19 protein-coding genes are annotated in these 19,069 nt (G+C 55.6%); all 19 read left to right on the plus strand.

The window, feature by feature from the left end; all coding sequences use genetic code 11:
- Nucleotides 1–65: 65 nt before the first annotated feature.
- The 19 genes from ACFPQ4_RS22115 to dnaG all read left to right on the plus strand — a co-directional run bounded on the left by ACFPQ4_RS22115 (nucleotide 66) and on the right by dnaG (nucleotide 19,046).
- Nucleotides 66–1,457, plus strand: coding sequence for an NfeD family protein (locus ACFPQ4_RS22115; RefSeq protein WP_378114093.1), 1,392 nt, complete (start codon nucleotides 66–68; stop codon nucleotides 1,455–1,457).
- Between the two features lie 38 nt (nucleotides 1,458–1,495).
- Nucleotides 1,496–2,491 (plus strand): flotillin-like protein FloA, encoded by a 996-nt coding sequence (gene floA / locus ACFPQ4_RS22120; RefSeq protein WP_378114094.1) that lies wholly within the window; start codon nucleotides 1,496–1,498, stop codon nucleotides 2,489–2,491.
- 45 nt (nucleotides 2,492–2,536) lie between these two features.
- On the plus strand, nucleotides 2,537–3,019 hold the full coding sequence (locus tag ACFPQ4_RS22125; RefSeq protein ID WP_378114095.1) for a hypothetical protein: 483 nt from the start codon (nucleotides 2,537–2,539) through the stop codon (nucleotides 3,017–3,019).
- 46 nt (nucleotides 3,020–3,065) lie between these two features.
- Nucleotides 3,066–3,515 (plus strand): DinB family protein, encoded by a 450-nt coding sequence (locus ACFPQ4_RS22130; protein WP_378114096.1) that lies wholly within the window; start codon nucleotides 3,066–3,068, stop codon nucleotides 3,513–3,515.
- A 154-nt stretch (nucleotides 3,516–3,669) separates the two neighbouring features.
- Entirely contained in the window at nucleotides 3,670–3,957 is a 288-nt protein-coding gene (yqfC, locus tag ACFPQ4_RS22135; RefSeq protein ID WP_378114097.1) for a sporulation protein YqfC, read from the plus strand.
- Between the two features lie 85 nt (nucleotides 3,958–4,042).
- On the plus strand, nucleotides 4,043–5,257 hold the full coding sequence (gene yqfD, locus ACFPQ4_RS22140; RefSeq protein ID WP_378114098.1) for a sporulation protein YqfD: 1,215 nt from the start codon (nucleotides 4,043–4,045) through the stop codon (nucleotides 5,255–5,257).
- A 6-nt stretch (nucleotides 5,258–5,263) separates the two neighbouring features.
- A complete protein-coding gene (locus ACFPQ4_RS22145) occupies nucleotides 5,264–6,226 on the plus strand; it encodes a PhoH family protein (protein WP_378114099.1) in 963 nt (320 codons plus the stop codon).
- A gap of 26 nt (nucleotides 6,227–6,252) precedes the next feature.
- The gene (locus ACFPQ4_RS22150; RefSeq protein ID WP_378114100.1) at nucleotides 6,253–8,538 is read left to right on the plus strand and encodes an HD family phosphohydrolase; all 2,286 of its coding nucleotides are present in this window, start codon (nucleotides 6,253–6,255) and stop codon (nucleotides 8,536–8,538) included.
- 38 nt (nucleotides 8,539–8,576) lie between these two features.
- Complete coding sequence (ybeY, locus tag ACFPQ4_RS22155) at nucleotides 8,577–9,116, plus strand: rRNA maturation RNase YbeY (RefSeq protein ID WP_378114101.1); 540 nt, start codon at nucleotides 8,577–8,579, stop codon at nucleotides 9,114–9,116.
- Nucleotides 9,113–9,487: a diacylglycerol kinase family protein gene (locus ACFPQ4_RS22160; protein ID WP_378114102.1), complete on the plus strand. Its 375-nt coding sequence runs from the start codon at nucleotides 9,113–9,115 to the stop codon at nucleotides 9,485–9,487. Before ybeY ends, ACFPQ4_RS22160 begins: the two co-directional genes overlap by 4 nt.
- A gap of 394 nt (nucleotides 9,488–9,881) precedes the next feature.
- Complete coding sequence (gene cdd / locus ACFPQ4_RS22165) at nucleotides 9,882–10,319, plus strand: cytidine deaminase (RefSeq protein ID WP_378114103.1); 438 nt, start codon at nucleotides 9,882–9,884, stop codon at nucleotides 10,317–10,319.
- Between the two features lie 67 nt (nucleotides 10,320–10,386).
- A complete protein-coding gene (gene era / locus ACFPQ4_RS22170) occupies nucleotides 10,387–11,286 on the plus strand; it encodes a GTPase Era (protein WP_378114104.1) in 900 nt (299 codons plus the stop codon).
- Between the two features lie 97 nt (nucleotides 11,287–11,383).
- Nucleotides 11,384–11,530, plus strand: a complete 147-nt coding sequence (locus ACFPQ4_RS22175; RefSeq protein ID WP_378114105.1) for a YqzL family protein — start codon at nucleotides 11,384–11,386, stop codon at nucleotides 11,528–11,530.
- Between the two features lie 6 nt (nucleotides 11,531–11,536).
- On the plus strand, nucleotides 11,537–12,367 hold the full coding sequence (gene recO / locus ACFPQ4_RS22180) for a DNA repair protein RecO (RefSeq protein WP_378114106.1): 831 nt from the start codon (nucleotides 11,537–11,539) through the stop codon (nucleotides 12,365–12,367).
- 329 nt (nucleotides 12,368–12,696) lie between these two features.
- The gene (gene glyQ / locus ACFPQ4_RS22185) at nucleotides 12,697–13,584 is read left to right on the plus strand and encodes a glycine--tRNA ligase subunit alpha (RefSeq protein WP_378114107.1); all 888 of its coding nucleotides are present in this window, start codon (nucleotides 12,697–12,699) and stop codon (nucleotides 13,582–13,584) included.
- The gene (gene glyS, locus ACFPQ4_RS22190) at nucleotides 13,577–15,658 is read left to right on the plus strand and encodes a glycine--tRNA ligase subunit beta (protein ID WP_378114109.1); all 2,082 of its coding nucleotides are present in this window, start codon (nucleotides 13,577–13,579) and stop codon (nucleotides 15,656–15,658) included. The genes glyQ and glyS overlap by 8 nt, the downstream gene beginning before the upstream one ends.
- A 55-nt stretch (nucleotides 15,659–15,713) precedes the next feature.
- Nucleotides 15,714–16,520: a pyruvate, water dikinase regulatory protein gene (locus ACFPQ4_RS22195; RefSeq protein ID WP_378114110.1), complete on the plus strand. Its 807-nt coding sequence runs from the start codon at nucleotides 15,714–15,716 to the stop codon at nucleotides 16,518–16,520.
- Nucleotides 16,521–16,711: 191 nt separating this feature from the next.
- Nucleotides 16,712–17,182, plus strand: a complete 471-nt coding sequence (locus ACFPQ4_RS22200; RefSeq protein WP_378114111.1) for a YaiI/YqxD family protein — start codon at nucleotides 16,712–16,714, stop codon at nucleotides 17,180–17,182.
- Nucleotides 17,183–17,219: 37 nt separating this feature from the next.
- Entirely contained in the window at nucleotides 17,220–19,046 is a 1,827-nt protein-coding gene (gene dnaG, locus ACFPQ4_RS22205) for a DNA primase (RefSeq protein WP_378114112.1), read from the plus strand.
- The last annotated feature ends 23 nt before the right edge of the window (nucleotides 19,047–19,069 follow it).

A 19,069-nucleotide genomic window follows, 5' to 3' on the forward strand; every position in this document is an offset into this window, starting at 1 on the left:
TGGATGGAACGATACCGTCGCATTATCGTAATAATACTTATGCAGTAACATTTACATAAGGAGGAATGGAAGTGGCACGGACTTTGCGTACGAAGCTGGTCTTGATGCTGATGGCGTTGCCGCTGCTTGCGCTTGCGTGCGGTTGGTCGGCGTCGCGCGTCGAAGCGGCGGAATCGTCCTCCGCGGGCGCCGTATACGTCATTCCCGTAAAAATGAAAGTAGAGAGCGGCTTGGAGTCGTTCCTTGACCGGGCGCTTGCGGAAGCCGAAGAAGCGAAAGCCTCACTGGTCGTCCTTGATATCGACACGCCGGGCGGACGGCTAGATACCGCCGAACGAATCGGCAAACGAATTCGCGAGGCGGGAACGATCGTCCCTATTGTCGCCTTCGTGGACGGCATGGCGGCTTCCGCGGGCGCCTATCTGGCGCTGAACGCGGGCGATATCGCAATGGCTCCGGCGACGACGATCGGCGCCGCCATGATCGTGGATCAGAACGGCAACGCGGTGGAAAATCCGAAATACGTGTCGTTCTGGAGCGAGGAGATGGCCGGCGCGGCGGAGCTTAACGGCCGCAATCCGAATATTGCGGTGAAAATGGTCGATCCGAGCCGAGAGCTAACGCTTCCGGAGCTCGGGGAGACGTATAAGGCGGGAACGATATTATCGTTGTCTGCGGAGAAGGCTCTTAAGGTTGGTTACGCGGATACGCTCGCGGGGTCGGTCGAAGAGGTGATCACCTGGAAAGGGCTGAAAGACCGCGCCGTCGTCGAAATGAAATTATCGCTTGCCGAGCGGGTATCCGAGTTTTTGACGAGTCCAGGCATTTCTACGCTTCTGCTCATCGTAGGCATTGCCGGCGTAGCTATCGAGCTGCTCGTACCTGGATTTGGCGTACCTGGCATCGCGGGCGTCGCGGCGTTCGCCCTCTACTTCTTCGGGCAATTCGTAGCCGGATTCGCGGGAATGGAAGCAATCGTGCTCTTCATCATCGGCATATGCTTGCTTGTCTCAGAAATTTTCATCCCTAGCTTCGGAATTCTAGGCATTCTAGGCATCGCAGGAATCGTTACCGGAATCGCGATGGGGGCGCATGATACGGGAGACTCTCTTCGCGCGCTTGGCATTGCGGCTTTGGCAGCGCTCGTCATTATCGCCGTTTTCGTATACATTTTCCGCAAGCGGGGCGTATGGAACCGGTTCATCCTTCGCGAAGCGCTTACGACAGAACAGGGCTTCGTTCCGAACCAACCGCGCGCGAGCTGGCTCGGACAAGAAGGCGTGACGCTGAGTGAGCTTCGTCCCTCGGGCATCGCAGAAATTAACGACGTACGCGTGGACGTCGTTACAGGCGGCGAATTCGTGGAGCGCGGAACAACGGTTAGAGTCGTATCGGCCGACGGTACTCGCATTGTCGTGCAGGAAGTGAAACACGGTTCGACGAAAATATTGCAATAGCTTGCTCATACCCTAAATCGTTGGAGGTTATTTAACCGATGGAAAATGCAGACGTTCAGCTTCTTGTCATCGTGGCGCTAGCTGTCATCGCGGTCACGATCTTTTTAAGCTTCTTCCCGTTCATGCTTTGGATTTCGGCGCTCGCTTCGGGCGTGCGCATTAGTATCATCACATTGGTTGCCATGAGACTTCGCCGTGTAGTTCCAAGCCGGATCGTCAATCCGATGATCAAGGCAACGAAGGCGGGACTGGGACTTAACATTAACCAGCTGGAAAGCCATTTTCTCGCGGGAGGCAACGTCGACCGCGTCGTTAATGCTTTGATCGCTGCCCAGCGCGCCGATATTCCTCTCCCGTTCGAACGCGCCGCGGCCATCGATCTGGCCGGACGCGACGTGCTACAGGCGGTACAAATGAGCGTTAATCCGCGCGTCATCGAAACGCCGATGGTGTCGGCGGTAGCCAAAAACGGCATCGAGGTAAGAGTGAAGGCGCGCGTTACCGTACGCGCTAATATAGACCGCCTGGTCGGCGGAGCGGGAGAAGAAACGGTTATCGCCCGCGTCGGCGAAGGCATCGTCAGTACGAACGGCGCCGCCGAATCCCATAAAGACGTGCTCGAACATCCGGACTTGATTTCCCGTACGGTGCTGTCCAAAGGCTTGGACGCCGGTACGGCCTTCGAAATTTTGTCCATCGATATTTCGGAAGTCGACGTCGGCAAAAACATCGGCGCGCAGCTGCAAACCGAGCAAGCGGAAGCCGACAAGCGAATCGCGCAAGCGAAAGCCGAAGAGCGTCGCGCTATGGCCGTAGCGCAAGAGCAAGAGATGAAGGCTCGCGTCGTCGAGATGCGCGCGAAAGTCGTCGAAGCCGAATCCGAAGTGCCGCTTGCGATGGCGGAAGCGCTCAAAGCCGGTAAAATGGGCGTCATGGATTACATGAACATGAAGAACATCGAAGCGGATACGCAAATGCGAGGCTCGATCGGCCGTCAAGGCGACGCGCGCGGCGAAGGCGATGATAAGCGTTAAGCCTAGGACGTTTAGACGTACTATCGCACGGAATGGAGGCTTAACGTGGAACAATTGATCTCTTTCGCTATGAACAACTTTTTCATCGTGATCATCGTAGTCGGGATCCTATACCAGTTGTTCTTCCGCAAGTCGCCGCTAGAGAAGCCGCGCAACCGGATGCCGGACTTCGGAGGCGGCCAGCAGCGTCCGCGCCCGCCAGGCTCCCCGCCTACGCGCGGCGTGCCTATGCGCACGCCTGAAGCGAAGCAGGAGCCCCGTAGTCCGGTTACCGTGCGGAGCGCGCCTCCGCCGGAGCACTCGCGGCCTCAGCCTCAGCCTCAGCCGCAGCCGTTAGCGGCGGATGACGTATTCGCGGACAAACGCATCGCGAACGTGGCTTCACACGTCTCAGCAGCTCCCAAAGCCGCGCATACGACAGCTGCACAGCCGGGCGAGGGCGTAACCCGCGACGAGCTCGCGCGAGCCGTCATGTGGGCCGAAATACTCGGCCCTCCGCGCGCGCGTCGCCCGCACGGTCGTTCATAGTCATCTCGGTATCACCGGCAATTACGCGAACATAGGGGGATTCGAGGTGAAGACCATTTTGCGGATGATGGATCATCTGTATTGGGCGAACGAGCGGCTGTTCGAACAGTTGCGCGCGCAAGAAGTCGATAACCCGGAAGCGCTGCGTCTGCTGCGTCACATTGCCGTAGCCGAGCAGGTATGGTTAGCTAGGCTTGAAGGGCGCGTCAGCAAAGGGTTTGCGTTATGGGCCGATGGAAGCCTTGCCGAAGCCGAGGCGTTAATGCGCGACAATGAGCGGGATTTCAGGCGGGTTGTCGGGACGTTAACGGAAGAGCGATTGGACGATGTCGTCGCCTACGAGACGCAGAGCGGCGTACCGTTCGCGTCGTCGGTCAGGGATATTTTGACGCACGTGGTGTTGCATGGCCAGTACCATCGCGGTCAGATCAACAAGGCGCTTCGCGAAGGCGGAGCGAGTCCGGTAACGTTGGATTACATCGTTTTTGCCAGGTAAGAGTAAGCGAATTAGACAATACGGGAAAGCGTCGCTGAAGAGCGGCGCTTTTTTTGTTGTCCCTCCTGACAGGCTTGGCCCGGCTACGCCTCATAAAGCACGAAAGCGTCGCATATCTTTTACCGTATTACCGTAACCGGGGGAGGACCGCCGCATGATGCGTGTCAGTCGAAAGCTGCGTAAATGGACCGCAACCATACTCGACCTGCCGCAAGATGTGGCGCTGGACTTGCCGCGAATCACGATGATCGGGGGACTCCAGCTAACGGTGGAAAATCACCGGGGCGTGTTGCATTTTTCTCCGCAATTGCTTCGGCTCGCGATGGACCGCGGGGAGATGGAAGTAACGGGCGAAGATTTGATCATCCGCAATATCGGGGCGGAGGAAGTGTTCGTCGAAGGTAAAATATTAGGCGTTAAGCTGCATCCGAAGAGCAAGTAGCGCGTATAACGCCGCGCCGCCGTTCGCAAGAAGGGCGGATGCCGGTTTGGCGCGGGACAAGCTCTCCGCAGGGAGGAGATAGGATATGAAGGGAACTTGGTTAGCGACGGTGCGAGGCTTCGTGTGGGTCAAGTTGGTCGGAGGGGATGCCGAAAGGCTGCTCAACGCTGCGACGTCCGAGAAGCTGTCGCTATGGCAAATTTCGTTCGCGAAGGACGGAAGCTTGACGTTCGGAGTATCGATTCCGGACTTTTTTAGATTGCGACCGCTACTTAAACAATGCGGCTGCCGAACGCGCATTTTATCTCGCCACGGCGTTCCGTTCAAGCTGGCGAGGCTGGCGAAGCGCAAAGTGTTCGCGGGTGGGATGCTCGCGTTCGTCTTTATGCTATTCATACTGTCCATGCTCGTCTGGAATGTGAAGATCGAAGGCGATTCGAGAATTCCCGAGTCGCAAATCATGGCTGCCGCGCGAGCCGAAGGCATTTTCAAATTTCAATGGTCGTGGCGCATGGATAATACGTCAACGCTATCGCAGAAGATGGCTCGGCGGTTGCCGGACGCGGCGTGGGTCGGCGTGGAGAAAAAAGGAACGTCGCTCGTCATTACGGTCGTCGACTCTACCAAACCAGAAGTGAAGCCGCTGGAAAGTCCTTCGCACCTCGTCGCGAAGACCGATGCCGTCGTAACGAAGATTATCGCGGAGAGCGGGCGTCCGAAAGTAGAGCGCAACGACAGGGTGCGCAAAGGCGACATACTAATCTCGGGCTTGCTCGGCAACGAGAATAATTATAAAGCGGTTGTGTCCAGAGGGACCGTCATGGGTCTTGTTTGGCACGAGTACAAAATCGTCTCTCCGATGTCGAAGAAAATTCAAAGTTATACGGGCGAGACGCAAACCCGCAACTATTGGGTTATCGGCAACCGCGCGCTCCAAATCTCGGGCTACAAAGGCGAGGATTACGGGATGTCGCAAGTTCGTTCCAGCATGAAAAGATCGCAACTTCGCAACTGGGTGCTTCCTTTCGGCACGATGAAAGAAGTAGAGCTCGAAGTCGTAGAGACGGAGCAAAGGCTGACTCAAGAAGAGGCTAAGCAGGCCGGCTTGGCGGCGGCGCGTTCGGAATTGCTCGCGAAGAGCGGAGACGGCGCGGTCATCAAGGCGGAAAACATTTTGCATGAGCATACCGAGAATGGTAAAGTGATGTTAACCGTACTTTTTGAAGTGGAGCAATCGATCGCGGAAAATCGTCCTTTCGTTCAGACGTACGCGACGACACCGATAACGCAGGGGGAATGAGGCTTTTTGACGGAGTTGAAATCATCGACTAATATCCCGCTACAAAACACAGCGGAAGGCCTCGCCCTATTCGGGCCGCAGGACAAGTTCCTTCGCCTTATCGAGCAAGAAACGGAATCGAAGATTCATACCCGCGAAGCGGAAATCGTAATCGAAGGCCCGCAAGACGAAGTCGCCTCGCTGGATCAATTGTTCAACACGCTGCTGCAGCTTATCCGCGGCGGTTTGCAATTAAACGAAAGAGACGTACGCTATGCGCTCGAGCTGGCAAGGGAACTGAAAGCGGACCAATTGCTCTCTCTTTTCAAAGGCGAGATCACGACGACGTTCCGCGGCAAAGCGATCGTGCCCAAGACGCTCGGTCAGCGCCACTACGTTACGACAATTCGCAAGAAAGACATCGTATTCGGCATCGGTCCCGCGGGTACGGGCAAAACGTACCTAGCCGTAGTAACCGCCGTCGCCGCGCTCAAAGAAGGCAAAGTGAAACGTATTCTGCTGACTCGTCCCGCCGTCGAAGCCGGCGAGAGCTTGGGCTTCCTGCCTGGCGACCTGCAGGAGAAGGTGGATCCGTATTTGCGTCCGCTTTACGACGCGCTTAACGACGTGCTCGGTCCGGATGGCGTAGCCAAAGCGCTCGAGCGCGGATTGATCGAGATCGCGCCGCTAGCTTATATGCGCGGCCGCACGTTGGACGATTCGTTCGTCATTCTCGACGAAGCGCAGAATACGACGCCGGAACAGATGAAGATGTTCCTTACGCGACTAGGCTACGGCTCGCATATGGTCATTACGGGCGACGTGACCCAGATCGATTTGCCGAAAGGCAAAAAATCCGGGCTCATCGACGCGCAAAGAATATTGAAGGATATCGAGGAAATCGGCATCGTCTACTTCTCCGAGCAGGATGTCGTTCGGCACGCCCTCGTTCAAAAAATTATCGTAGCTTATAACCAGCACAACGAATAACAAAAGAAAGTTCGGAGGGACGTCGGATGAGTCGTAAAAAGCATCGTCCGCTGGGCAATCCGCTGAGTTTGTCGCAAGCAGCGGCAGGATGGAAGAACAGCGTAGCGATGCGTTGGTTCCTGCTCCTGCTTTTTGTGTTTTTATTTTACTTTACGATCTCGCCGAGACTCGTTCCGGAAACGTACGATATTACGCTTAACGGCAAAAGCGACAGGAACATCAAGGCGCCGAAGCAATTCGAGGATAAAGAAGCGACGCTTCAGGCGCAGGAAGAGGCGGCTGAGCAGGTAAGCCCGATTTATCCGATCGTATCGTTGCGGAACGAATTGCTGATCGAAGATATTTTTTCCAGGATCGAGCAGCTCAATCTGGACGATTCGATTACGGAAGCGCAGAAAATCGAAATTTATCGGAGGATTATTCCGGAGCGGGTCGACCAGTACTTCGCTAATTTCGCCGAGATGAACCAAAATTCGCAGACGTACTCGGAAAGCTTGCTCGCCGAGATGGAGAAGGTCGTGCTTTCCCAGAAGTATCTAGTTCCCGAAGAAACGTTCTATAAGCTTCCCAAATTTACTTCCGATCAGCTGCTCGAGATGCGAACCGTCGGCCGAGAAGTCGTGCGCAAGCTGATGCAGGAATCGCTGACGGAGGCGGAGACGGCCCGGACGAAAGTCGCCGAGTTAGTCAACGGCAGCTCGCTCGCTTTGAAAACCGAACGCGAAGTCGTGCAGGAGCTTGCCCGTCTCGCCATTTCCCCGAACAAGTTCTATGATAAGCAAGCGACGGAAGAGGCGAAGGCCGAAGCAAGACAGAACGCCGAACCCGTCTTGATCAAGCAAGGCGATATCATCGTCAAGGCAGGGCAAGTCATTAAACAAGACTTGTACGAAAGGCTTGACGATTTGGGTCTGCTCAAGGAACGCAAAAATTATTTTCCGCAAATGGGCGTGCTGTTGTTCTCGATCTTATTCACGTTAGCGCTTTACGGTTACGGGGAGCTGACGTCGGCGACGGCGGCGCTGAAACGCAACAACGCCCATTGGATGATGTCGCTGCTTATTTTCGGGCTGAACATCATGTTCATGCACCTTGTATCGCTAACGCATAGCGAGAGTTGGCCTTTCGTCGGGTATTTGGCTCCCGTGGCGCTCGGCAGCATGCTCGTTACGCTGCTGATCGACTTTCATCTAGGCTTAGTCAGCGCGTTTTTGTTTTCGCTTATCGCAAGCATAATCTTGAACGTCGAACAAGAGCATATCTTCGATTTCCACTACGGGTTCGTAGCCGCGGTTGTGTCGTTTACGGCCGTTCTGGCGATCCATCGCGCGAGTCACCGTTCTTCCATTTTGAAGGCCGGAATCATGGTAAGTTTGTTCGGGTCGGTCGCTGTGTTGGCGCTCATGCTCGTCGATCCGAACCCTAGCCGGCCGGATCTCGTGCAATCGGTTATCTTCGTGTTCTCGAGCGGGTTGCTTACGGCAGTGCTCGTCATCGGTCTGATGCCGTTCTTCGAGGTGACGTTCGGCATATTGTCCGCGCTTAAGCTCGTGGAGCTATCGAATCCGAACCACCCGTTGCTGCGCAAGCTGCTGACGGAGACGCCGGGTACGTATCACCACAGTCTGATGGTCGGCAATTTATCGGAAGCCGCCGCGGAATCGGTAGGCGCGAACGGATTGCTTTGCCGCGTAGGGTCGTTCTATCACGACGTGGGCAAGACGAAACGGCCGCTTTATTTTATCGAGAACCAGAACTCCTCCGGCAATCCCCATGATAAGCTTGATCCGCGGGTGAGTGCTTCGATTATTATCGCGCACGCGAAAGACGGGGCGGACATGCTTAAGGCGCACAAGCTGCCTAAGCCGATTCGCGACATCGCGGAGCAGCATCACGGCGTGACGTTTTTGAAATATTTTTATTTCAAGGCGGTTAAGCAGGCGCAAGAACAAGGGATCGAAAGCGAATGGACGGAGGACGATTTCCGTTATCCCGGCCCGAAAGCCCAATCCAAGGAAGCGGCGATCGTAGGCATCGCGGATTGCGTGGAGGCGGCGGTTCGGTCGCTTAGCCATCCGACGGTCGAGCAGATCGAGGGCATTATCGGCAAAATCATCAAGGATCGGCTGGACGACGGGCAGTTCAACGAGTGCGACTTGACGATGCGGGAGCTCGACACGATCGCCGAGACGCTGAAGGAAACCGTCATCGGGATGTTCCATTCCCGAATCGAGTATCCTGATGATAAAGAACTGAAGAAAATGAAGGAAGCTCAGGAATCGAGAGAAGTGAATAACGCGAAAGATAAGTAAGGCCGGATAGACACCTTGGATATGAAGGAGACTCATCAATGACGCAGAACATGCTTAGTCTGGAATGGATCGACGAACGGGAAGACGGGGCGGGCGCCCGCGAGGAAGCTTGGATGGAGTTGCTCGAGAAGCTGCTACGCATCGCCGGGGATAAGGAAGACGTGCCAAGAGGAATCGTCACGTTGACGTTGACCGACGACGAGGGCATTCGGGAGTTGAACCGTCAATTCCGTGGCTTGGATAAACCGACGGACGTCCTGTCGTTCTCGATGCTCGAGGGCGAAGAAGCCGACATTAATTTCGACGACGAATACGAAGTTATCGAGAGCGAAGACAGCGAAGAGGTGGGCTCGACCGCGGATCCTTTCGCGGACATGCTAGGCGATATCGTCATTTCCGTACCGCGCGCGGAGGCGCAGGCGGAAGAGTACGGCCACAGCTTCGAGCGGGAGCTCGGGTTCTTGTTCGTGCACGGTTTCCTTCATTTGCTCGGTTACGACCATGACGACGAAGAGCAAGAGCGCGAAATGTTCGCGAAGCAGGAGGAAGTGCTGAAAGAAGCAGGGTTGACGCGGTGAGCGGCTGGCGTTCGCGGGAAGTCCGTTCTTTCGGCTACGCGTTGAGAGGCGTTGCCGAAGCGGTCCGCGGCGAGCGCCATATGCGGTTTCACTTGGTTGCGGCGATAGTCGTCGCGGCGGTCGCGTGTTGGTTGCGCTTGGACGCGGAAGATTGGCTATGGCTGATCGCAGCTATCGGCAGTGTATGGGTGGCGGAGCTGTTCAACACCGCGATCGAGCGGGTCGTGGACTTGGCGTCGCCGGACTTCCACCCGCTGGCCAAGGCTGCGAAGGATACCGCCTCGGGCGCCGTGCTCGTGGCGGCGGCTTTTTCCGCCGTCATTGGTTTCGTCGTGCTCGGTCCGCCGCTATGGGAACGGTGCTTCGGGTGAAGTAAGGGGTTTGAAGTCCCTTTACAACGATATCCCCTTCGCTCAGGAAGCGATCGTAACGAACAGAAACAAAGTATCCTGCTACTAGAAGCGCCCCGCATGTGCTTAAACCGCCCAAACTTGGAGCATCGTGACCAATAAGCTCACCGCATGTGCTTAAATTGCCAAAACTCGGAGCATCGTGGCCAATAAGCGCACCGCATGTGCTTAAACCGCCCAAACTTGGAGCATCGTGACCAATAAGCGCACCGCATGTGCTTAAACCGCCAAAACTCGATTCTCCAACGTATTTAAGAATACCGCATGGTCTTATTTTCTTTTCTCAAGTAGAAATCGAACCAGTCCCTGAGCGAACGGGATATCGTTATAAAGCAAGCTGAGAGGTGGTAGCCGAGTGAACGGAAGCGATAAGTTAAACGAACTGCCTTATACGATCGAACAATTATTATCGGCCGCGCAAACCGCGCGCGAGCGGGCATACGTGCCGTATTCCAACTTTAAGGTAGGAGCGGTCGCGCTCGATTTGGACGACCAGCTGCATTACGGCTGCAACGTCGAAAACGCGGCTTACGGGCCGACGAACTGCGCCGAGAGGACGGCGCTTTTCCGCGCGGTCGCGGACGGCAGGAGGCCGGGCGATTTCAAGGCGATGGCGGTCATCGGCGATACGGACGCTCCGATCTCGCCTTGCGGCGTGTGCCGCCAAGTGATCGCGGAGCTGTGCGCGCCGGACATGCCTGTTATTTTAGGTAATCTGCAGGGCCACTATCGCGTGACGACGATCTCGGAATTGTTGCCTGGCGCCTTCACTTCCCGAGACTTGAACGACTGATTGACGAAATAGAGAAAGTGGCGTTACATAGGACGCGTTAGCATTATTCACCCCAAGGAGAATACGAATGAGCAAAAAAGGCTTCAAATCAGGCTTCGTGGCCATCGTCGGCCGTCCGAACGTAGGAAAATCGACGCTAATGAACCAAGTAATCGGGCAAAAAATCGCGATCATGTCGGACAAGCCGCAGACGACGCGCAACAAAATCCACGGCGTATATACGACCGACGACATCCAGATCGTGTTTCTCGATACTCCGGGTATCCATAAGCCGAATTCCAAGCTAGGCAATTACATGATGAAAGCTGCGGAAAGCGCCCTTAGCGAAGTCGATGCGGTGCTATTCCTGACGGACGTCACCGAAGATCTGGGCGGCGGCGACCGTTATATCATCGAACGGCTTAAATCGGTCAATACGCCGGTATTTCTCGTGCTCAACAAGATCGATAAGATCCAACCGGACGCGATGCTGCCGGTAATCGATAAGTGGCGCAAGCTGCACAATTTTACGGAAATCGTACCTGTGTCGGCACTTCAAGGCAACAACGTCAACGCGCTGCTCGAGCAAGTGTCCAAGTATCTAGGCGAAGGCCCGATGTATTATCCGGCCGACCAAATTACGGACCATCCGGAGCAGTTCGTGTGCGCGGAGCTCATTCGGGAAAAAATATTGCAAATGACCCGCGAAGAAATTCCGCACTCCATCGCCGTCGAGATCGAAAGCATGAGCAAACAGGACAATGGGCTCGTGAACATCGGGGCTGTTATTTACGTGGAACGCGATTCGCAAAAAGGGATCATTATCGGCAAAAGCGGCGCCCTGCTCAAAGAAATCGGCAAGCAAGCGCGTACGGATATGGAGCGTCTGCTCGGGTCGAAGATTTTCCTGGAGCTATGGGTCAAGGTCAATAAAGACTGGAGAAACCGCGAATCGGTGTTGAAGACATTGGGCTTCCGTAACGACTAAGGCTCGACCCTAAACTTGTCAGGGATACGCGACGGCGTCAAGAGACATCCTAACTGTGGAGAAGCAATTCATTTCCGCCGTGGGAGGATGAGGCGCTGTGCGTGATTTTACATGGCACGTGTTTAAGCAAACCGGCGATATTGAGGCTTACTTGCTGTATAAAGAAATGAACGATTTAAGTATGGCCGATCCAATCGCGGACGGTTTGGCGGAAGACGATAGCGATAGTGGGGACGAGGATTGAGGACCGATGCTCTATCGGGTCGAAGGCATAGTCATTCGAAGCGTGGATTACGGAGAAGGCAATAAAATCATTACCCTGCTTACCCCGAGTTTCGGGAAGCAGGGCATTGTCGTGCGCGGAGCCAAAAAGCTCAAGAGCCGGTTCGGCGCGACGGCGCAGCTTTTTACATATGGAGATTATTCGTATTACAAGAACAGCTCGCTCGGTACGCTGAACAGCGCGGAAATTCTCGAATCTTTTCGCGAGCTCCGCGAGGGGCTCGAAGGACCGGCCTACGCGGCTTATGCGGCCGAGCTGACGGATCGTGCCATTAACGACGACGAAGCGGCCGCCTATTTGTTTCATCAATTGAAGGCGTGTCAGACCGCGCTAGTCGAAGGGAAAGACCCGCAAATCGTGCTTCGGGCGTACGAAATGAAAGTCGTGAATGCGGCAGGCTATACGCCGATGCTCGACGAATGCGTAAGCTGCGGGCGAGAGGAAGGACCATTTCGATTCAGCCCGCTTGCCGGCGGGGCTTTATGCGGATCGTGCCGTTATCGGGATTCCGCGGCGTTAGAGCTCGAAGATGGCGTATGGAAGCTGCTACGGTTATTCGTGCCGCTCGATTTGCGCCGGCTAGGCAACATCACGGTACGGGAAAGCTCCAAGCGTCAGCTTCAGCTTGTTATGCGCAGATGGATGGATGCGCATCTCGCGCTGAATTTGAAATCGCGGCAGTTTCTCGATCAACTAGAGAAGTACGGAGAGTTGCTGGGCGGTCCGACCGACCGACCGCGTCCGACTATTCATGCGCAAGAGCCCGCCGAACCGGATGCGGGCGACGGGACGGTTTGACATCCATCGTTCCGGTAGTTTAGAATGGCTTCATAATTGAATTGTTCTCAATGAAGGAGAAAGTAGCCGATGACCGTCGGCAAGCGCAGCGAGCCGGGGATAGTGCAAGCCCGGAGGGACGGCATAGGTGAAAGGCGCTCCGGAGAGAAAGCGCGAAAGAGCGGGTTTATGCTTGCATAAACCAAGTAGGGTGGAACCGCGGGAGCGACAAGCTTCCGTCCCTATGTCTGCAATGGCGGACGTGGGACGGGGCTTTTTTTTGATTTTCTCGTACCGTTCGGCCGTTCGCCTATCTTAATCAAAGAGCAATCAAAGGAGCGAATGAACCGATGAACTTTCAGCAAATGACGCTGACGCTGCAACAGTTTTGGGCGGAACAGAACTGTATCGTCGTTCAGCCTTACGACACGGAGAAAGGCGCGGGAACGATGAACCCGATGACTTTTCTTCGCACGATCGGCCCGGAGCCGTGGAATGTCGCTTACGTGGAGCCTTCCCGTCGTCCGGCGGACGGACGCTACGGTGAAAATCCGAACCGTCTGTATCAGCATCATCAATTCCAAGTCATCATGAAGCCTTCTCCGGACAACATACAAGAGTTGTATCTGGAAAGTTTGAGACGCCTCGGCATCGATCCGCTGCATCATGACATCCGGTTCGTCGAAGACAACTGGGAATCCCCGACGCTCGGCGCATGGGGCCTTGGCTGGGAAGTGTGGCTGGACGGCATGGAAGTTACCCAGTTCACATACTTCCAGCAAGTCGGCGGCATCGACTGCGTTCCCGTGGCGGTCGAGATCACGTACGGCATGGAGCGGCTAGCTTCTTATATTCAGGAAAAAGAGAATGTATTCGATCTCGAGTGGGTTGAGGGCGTCAGCTACGGCGACGTATTCAAGCAACCGGAATACGAGCATTCCAAATATACGTTCGAAGTGTCCGACCCTGCGATGCTGTTCCAATTGTTCTCGACTTACGAGGCGGAAGCGAAGCGCGCGATGGAACAAAATCTCGTATTCCCGGCTTACGACTACGTACTGAAATGTTCGCATTCGTTCAACCTGCTCGACGCGCGCGGCGCGATCAGCGTCACGGAGCGTACGGGTTACATTACGAGAGTGCGCAACTTGGCCCGCCAGGTCGCGGCGACTTACTTGCAAGAGCGCGAGCGGCTGGAATTCCCGCTGCTGAAGAAAGGAGCGGTGAACCGTGGCTAAAGACCTGTTGTTGGAAATCGGTTTGGAAGAAGTGCCGGCCCGTTTCGTACGCGCCGCCATGGAGCAATTGAAGGACAAGACGGAAAAGTGGCTGACCGACAGCCGCATTGGCTTCGGAGAAGTAAAAGCCTACGCGACGCCGCGTCGCTTGGCCGTCCACGTTATCGGACTGGCCGACAAGCAGGAAGACGTGAACGAAGAAGTTAAAGGTCCGGCTCGCAAAATCGCGATGGACGAAACCGGCGCATGGAGCAAAGCGGCGCTCGGTTTCGCGCGCAGCCAATGCGCGGAGCCCGAAGCGTTGTTCTTCCGCGAATTGTCTGGCGTCGAGTACGTATACGCGAAAAAAAGCAGCATCGGCGTAGAGACGGCATCGCTGTTGCCCGAGGCGCTTCCTGCGCTAGTTACGTCGCTTACGTTCCCTAAAAACATGAGATGGGGCGCGTACGATTTGCGTTATGTGCGCCCGATCCGCTGGTTGGTTGCGTTGCATGGCAGCGAAGTCGTACCGTTCGAGATTACCGGCGTCGCCACGGGCAACGTATCCCGCGGCCACCGTTTCCTCGGCAAAGATACGGTCATCGAAGAGCCTAGCCGTTATGTCGAGCGCCTTCGCGCCGAGCACGTCATCGTCGACGTGGCGGAACGCCAAGAAGCGATTACGGCAGGCATTCGCGAGTTAGCGGAAGCTCGCGGCTGGGATATCGCCGTGAAAGACGATCTGCTCGAGGAAGTATTGTTCCTCGTCGAGACGCCTACGGTGCTGACGGGATCGTTCGACCCGGCGTTCTTGAACATTCCGCAAGAAGTGCTAATCACTTCGATGCGTGAGCATCAGCGGTACTTCCCGGTCTTGAACGGAGAAGGCAAGCTGCAACCGCACTTCGTAACGGTACGCAACGGCGACAACCTGTCGCTAGACGTCGTAGCTAAAGGAAACGAGAAGGTGCTTCGCGCGCGGTTATCCGATGCGAAGTTCTTCTACGAAGAAGATAAGAAGCTCGTTATCGCGGACGCGTTGGCGAAGCTCGAAAATATCGTATACCACGAAGAGCTCGGCACGGTAGCGGATAAAGTTCGCCGCACACGCAAGATCGCGGACCGGATCGCGCAGCATCTGCGCGTGGACGATGCGACGCAAGCCGACGTAAGCCGTACGGCGGACATTTGCAAATTCGATCTCGTCTCGCAAATGGTCTATGAATTCCCTGAGCTGCAAGGCATCATGGGCGAGGATTACGCGCGCAAAGCCGGCGAACGCGAGAGCGTCGCGCGCGGCATCAACGAGCACTATTCGCCTCGCAACGCGGGCGATAAGCCTGCGGCATCCCTCGTCGGCGCGATCGTCGGCATCGCCGACAAGATCGATACGATCGTCGGTTGCTTCTCGATCGGCATCATTCCGACCGGCTCGCAAGATCCGTACGCGCTGCGCAGACAAGCGCAAGGCATCGTTAGCACGTTGCTGGCGCACGAGCTTGAACTGTCGCTTACCGATCTGTTCCGCATCGCTCTTGAGCAACATGGCGAGCGCGGCTTGAAACGCGACTCTTACGAGATCAGTAAAGATTTGCAAGACTTCTTCACGCTTCGCATTCGCAACGTGCTGTCCGAGCAAGCGATCCGCTATGACGTCGCCGATGCGATTATCGGCGCGGGCGCAGGTGACGTTCGCCGCACGCTGTTGCGCGCCAAAGCGCTTCAAGCGGTAGCGGCGGGCGGCAACAAGGCGGACTTCCGTCCGGCCGTCGAAGCTTTCAACCGCGTATGCAATTTGGCTTCCAAAGCGGATTCGAAGCAGGTTGACGCGCGTCTGTTCGCGGACGCCGCGGAGACGAAGCTGTACGAAGCGTGGCAAGGCGCGCACGGGAACTTCGTCAAAGCGTTCGCCGAGGCTAACCTTGCCGAGGCGTTGTCCGCGCTGTCTTCCTTGAGCGGACCGATCGCCGCCTTCTTCGAGGCGGTCATGGTCATGGCCGAAGACGAAGCGATCCGCCGCAACCGGCTTGCGTTGCTGTCGCTCATCGCCGAAGACGTGAAGGCGTTCGCGGATTTCGCGAAGCTCGCGGGCTAAGCATAGATCATCAATTAACCGTTGCGAAACGGATTATTAAGGGAGGCGCTGCCTGATGAACGAGCAAAGCGTTACCGTATACGTCGTGTCCGACTCCGCGGGAGATACGGGAGAGCTCGCGGTGCGGGCGGCGGCCGCCCAGTTTCACCCGATGTCCGTCCATATTCGCCGGGCGGCGTTCATTCAAACCCGGGAAAGCATCGATGCCGTCGTTCGCGCGGCCAAAGCCGACAGCAGCATCGTGCTGTACACGCTAGTCCTCCCGTTCCTGCGGGATTACATGGTCGAACAAGCCAAGCTGATCGAGCTGACGGTCATCGACTTGCTCGGGCCGCTTATCGGCAGCTTGGAGGAGAAGCTCGGCAGGGAATCCAGGCATGAGCCGGGCCTAAACCATGCGCTGAACGCGGATTACTTCCGCAAAGTCGAAGCGGTCGAATTCGCCGTAAGATACGACGACGCCAGAGACGTGACGGGCATACTCAAAGCGGATATCGTGCTCGTCGGGGTGTCGCGTACGTCGAAGACGCCGTTATCGATGGTACTTGCGCACAAGACGTTCAAAGTAGCCAACGTGCCGTTAATTCCTGAGCTTATTCCGCCCAAGGAACTATACGACGCCCCGGCGCATAAGGTCGTCGGCTTGACCATCAATCCCGATGCGCTGAACGCGATCCGCAAAGAAAGACTGAAGGCGCTAGGGTTGCCTGATACGGCTCCTTACGCGACATCCGATCGCATCCGCCGGGAGCTTGACCATGCAAGGCAAGTGATGGACCGGATCGGCTGTCTCGTCATCGACGTGTCGAATAAAGCGGTCGAAGAAACCGCGAGTTTGATTTTGGAACGATTCCAGAAGTAACTTATCGGCATTCGAAACCCGATATGCGCATAAATCGTACTTGTAAGGGCGCTTACGTTGCCTTTACAAGTATTTTTTGTCGAAGGGGTAGTCCTGACGAACATAAATTTTAATAGGTCAAATGCAGGATTTCGGTGCCGGTTATCGTATATAATAATACGGCAAACTTTGGGGTGAACGTGGTGAATGCGATGGCGAACGTGCGGAATCGTGTCGTCGTGGACGGTGACGCTTGTCCGGTGAAGTCGGAAATTGCCAGAACGGTCAGAAGCGTGGGCGCTACGGCGCTTATGGTCTCGAGCCATGCGCACGTATTGACGCCGGAGCCGTCCGTTCAAGTCGTAACCGTAGACGCAAGCGATCAATCGGCCGATTTGTACATCGCCAACGTCCTTACGAAATCGGATATTCTCGTCACCGGTGATTACGGACTTGCGGCTTTGGGGCTCGCGAGAGGGGCCGCGGTGCTGACGCCTCGCGGCAAAGAAATTCGCGAGAACGACATCGAAGGTTTACTGGAGCAGCGGCATTTTTCCGCCAGGCAAAGACGAGGCGGCATGCGGACGAAAGGTCCTAAGCCGTTCACCGAAGAAGACAGAGACAGGTTTCAACAAAAACTGACAACTCTATTGCGGGAGATGCAGGAAAATCTCGACCGTTAGCGAATTGTAATACGACAAGCCTGAAGGTGAGCATGTAATGAATAACGGCATGATCCCCCAATCCATTATCGATGAAGTGCTGCGTCGCCATGAGATTTCCGAAACCGTAGGGAAAGTCGTTCATCTCGTCAAGAACGGCAAATACTTAAAGGGCCTATGTCCATTTCATTCCGAGAGAACGCCTTCTTTCACGGTGACGCCCGAGAAGCAAATTTTTCATTGCTACGGTTGCGGCAAAGGCGGCAACGTTATCAAATTCGTAATGGACATGGAGAGTCTAACATTCCCGGAAGCCGTCAAGCAGCTTGCGGAGGAGATCGGACTTCCGGTCACTTGGTCCGCGGCAAGCAACGCGGAACCGACGCCGCAGCAACAAGAGAAGCAAAGACTCGTGGAAGCGCACGAGTACACAGCCAAGCTCTATCATTACATCTTGCGCAATACGGAACCCGCCAAGCCGGCAATGGACTACTTGAGATCGCGCGGGTTTACCGACGCCTTGATCGAGGAATTCGGCATCGGTTATGCGCCGGCGAGATGGGACACGCTTACCAATGCGCTTGAGCGCAAAGGGTACGCGGCAAGCGAGATGGAAACGGCCGGATTATTATCCCGCAAGCAGGAGGGAGAAGGGTACGTCGATCGTTTCCGCGACCGGGTCATTTTCCCGATTCACGACGGCAACGGTGTTCCGATCGCGTTCGCGGGTCGCTTGATGACAAGCGGACAGCCGAAATACTTGAATTCTCCGGAGAGCCCGCTCTTCAGCAAGAGCCGAACGCTATACCGGCTGAACGAAGCGAAACCGGTCATACGGCGAACGCGCCAAGCGGTATTGTTCGAAGGCTACGTTGACGTGATCAAAGCCTGGTCGGCCGGCGTGCATAACGGCGTCGCCACGATGGGGACGGCGCTCACGAACGAGCATGCGGCCGTGCTGAAACGGTTCGCTGACGAGATCGTATTGTGCTATGACGGAGATGATGCTGGACAAGCCGCTGCGCATAAGAGCATCCCGCTTTTGCAAGGAGCAGGATTCGCCGTCAGGGTGAGCGTAATTCCTAATCGAATGGATCCGGACGAATATATTTCGGCTAACGGTCCTGCGGCGTTCGTAAGGGAATGCATCGAAGGCGCGGTATCCACCATCAAATTTCAGCTTATATATTTGAGGAAAGCCCATATACTCCTAGAAGAAGATGGAAGAATCCGGTATTTGCGCGAAGCGGTTAAGCTAGTGGCAAGACAAGATTCTCCAACGGAGCGGGAGTTGCTGCTGAAAGAGCTATCCCAGGAATTCGGGGTATCGATCGATACGCTGAAGCAGGAAAGCTCGGAAGTCAGGCAGCGGGAGAAATTGGGAAACGCAAGGGATATTCCAAGCGGAACGTGGAATAATGAATGGAATGAAAAGCGAACGTCGTCCAGGCATCCTACGCTCGCGCCGGCGAACGTACAAGCGGAGCGACAGCTGCTGGCATGGATGATGCTGGATGCCGATATGGCTAGTATCGTTCAGGAACGGCTTGGAGATGATTTTCACGTAGAGGATCACGCGGCGCTTGCTGCTTATTTATATGCATATTATGCTCAAGGCAACGATCCGGATGTCGGTCGGTTTATTACTACTTTACAGGATGACCGCTTGGAAAGCACCGCTAGCGCGATCGCGCTGGACCATACGCCGTTCGACGAACGGGTTATGGATGATTGTCTCCGCACCATCGGCCGGGCTTCTCTCGCAAGAGAGATGGAACGGAAGAAAGAGGAAATGCATCATGCGGAGAGATCGGGCGACCCCATTAAAGCCGCACAAATTTTGACAGAGATTATCGCCTTGGATAAGCGGCGCAAGCAGCAATAACGCGTTGGCTGGCTAAGGAGGAG

Source organism: Cohnella yongneupensis (assembly GCF_042655785.1).
GTDB lineage: Bacteria > Bacillota > Bacilli > Paenibacillales > Paenibacillaceae > Cohnella > Cohnella yongneupensis.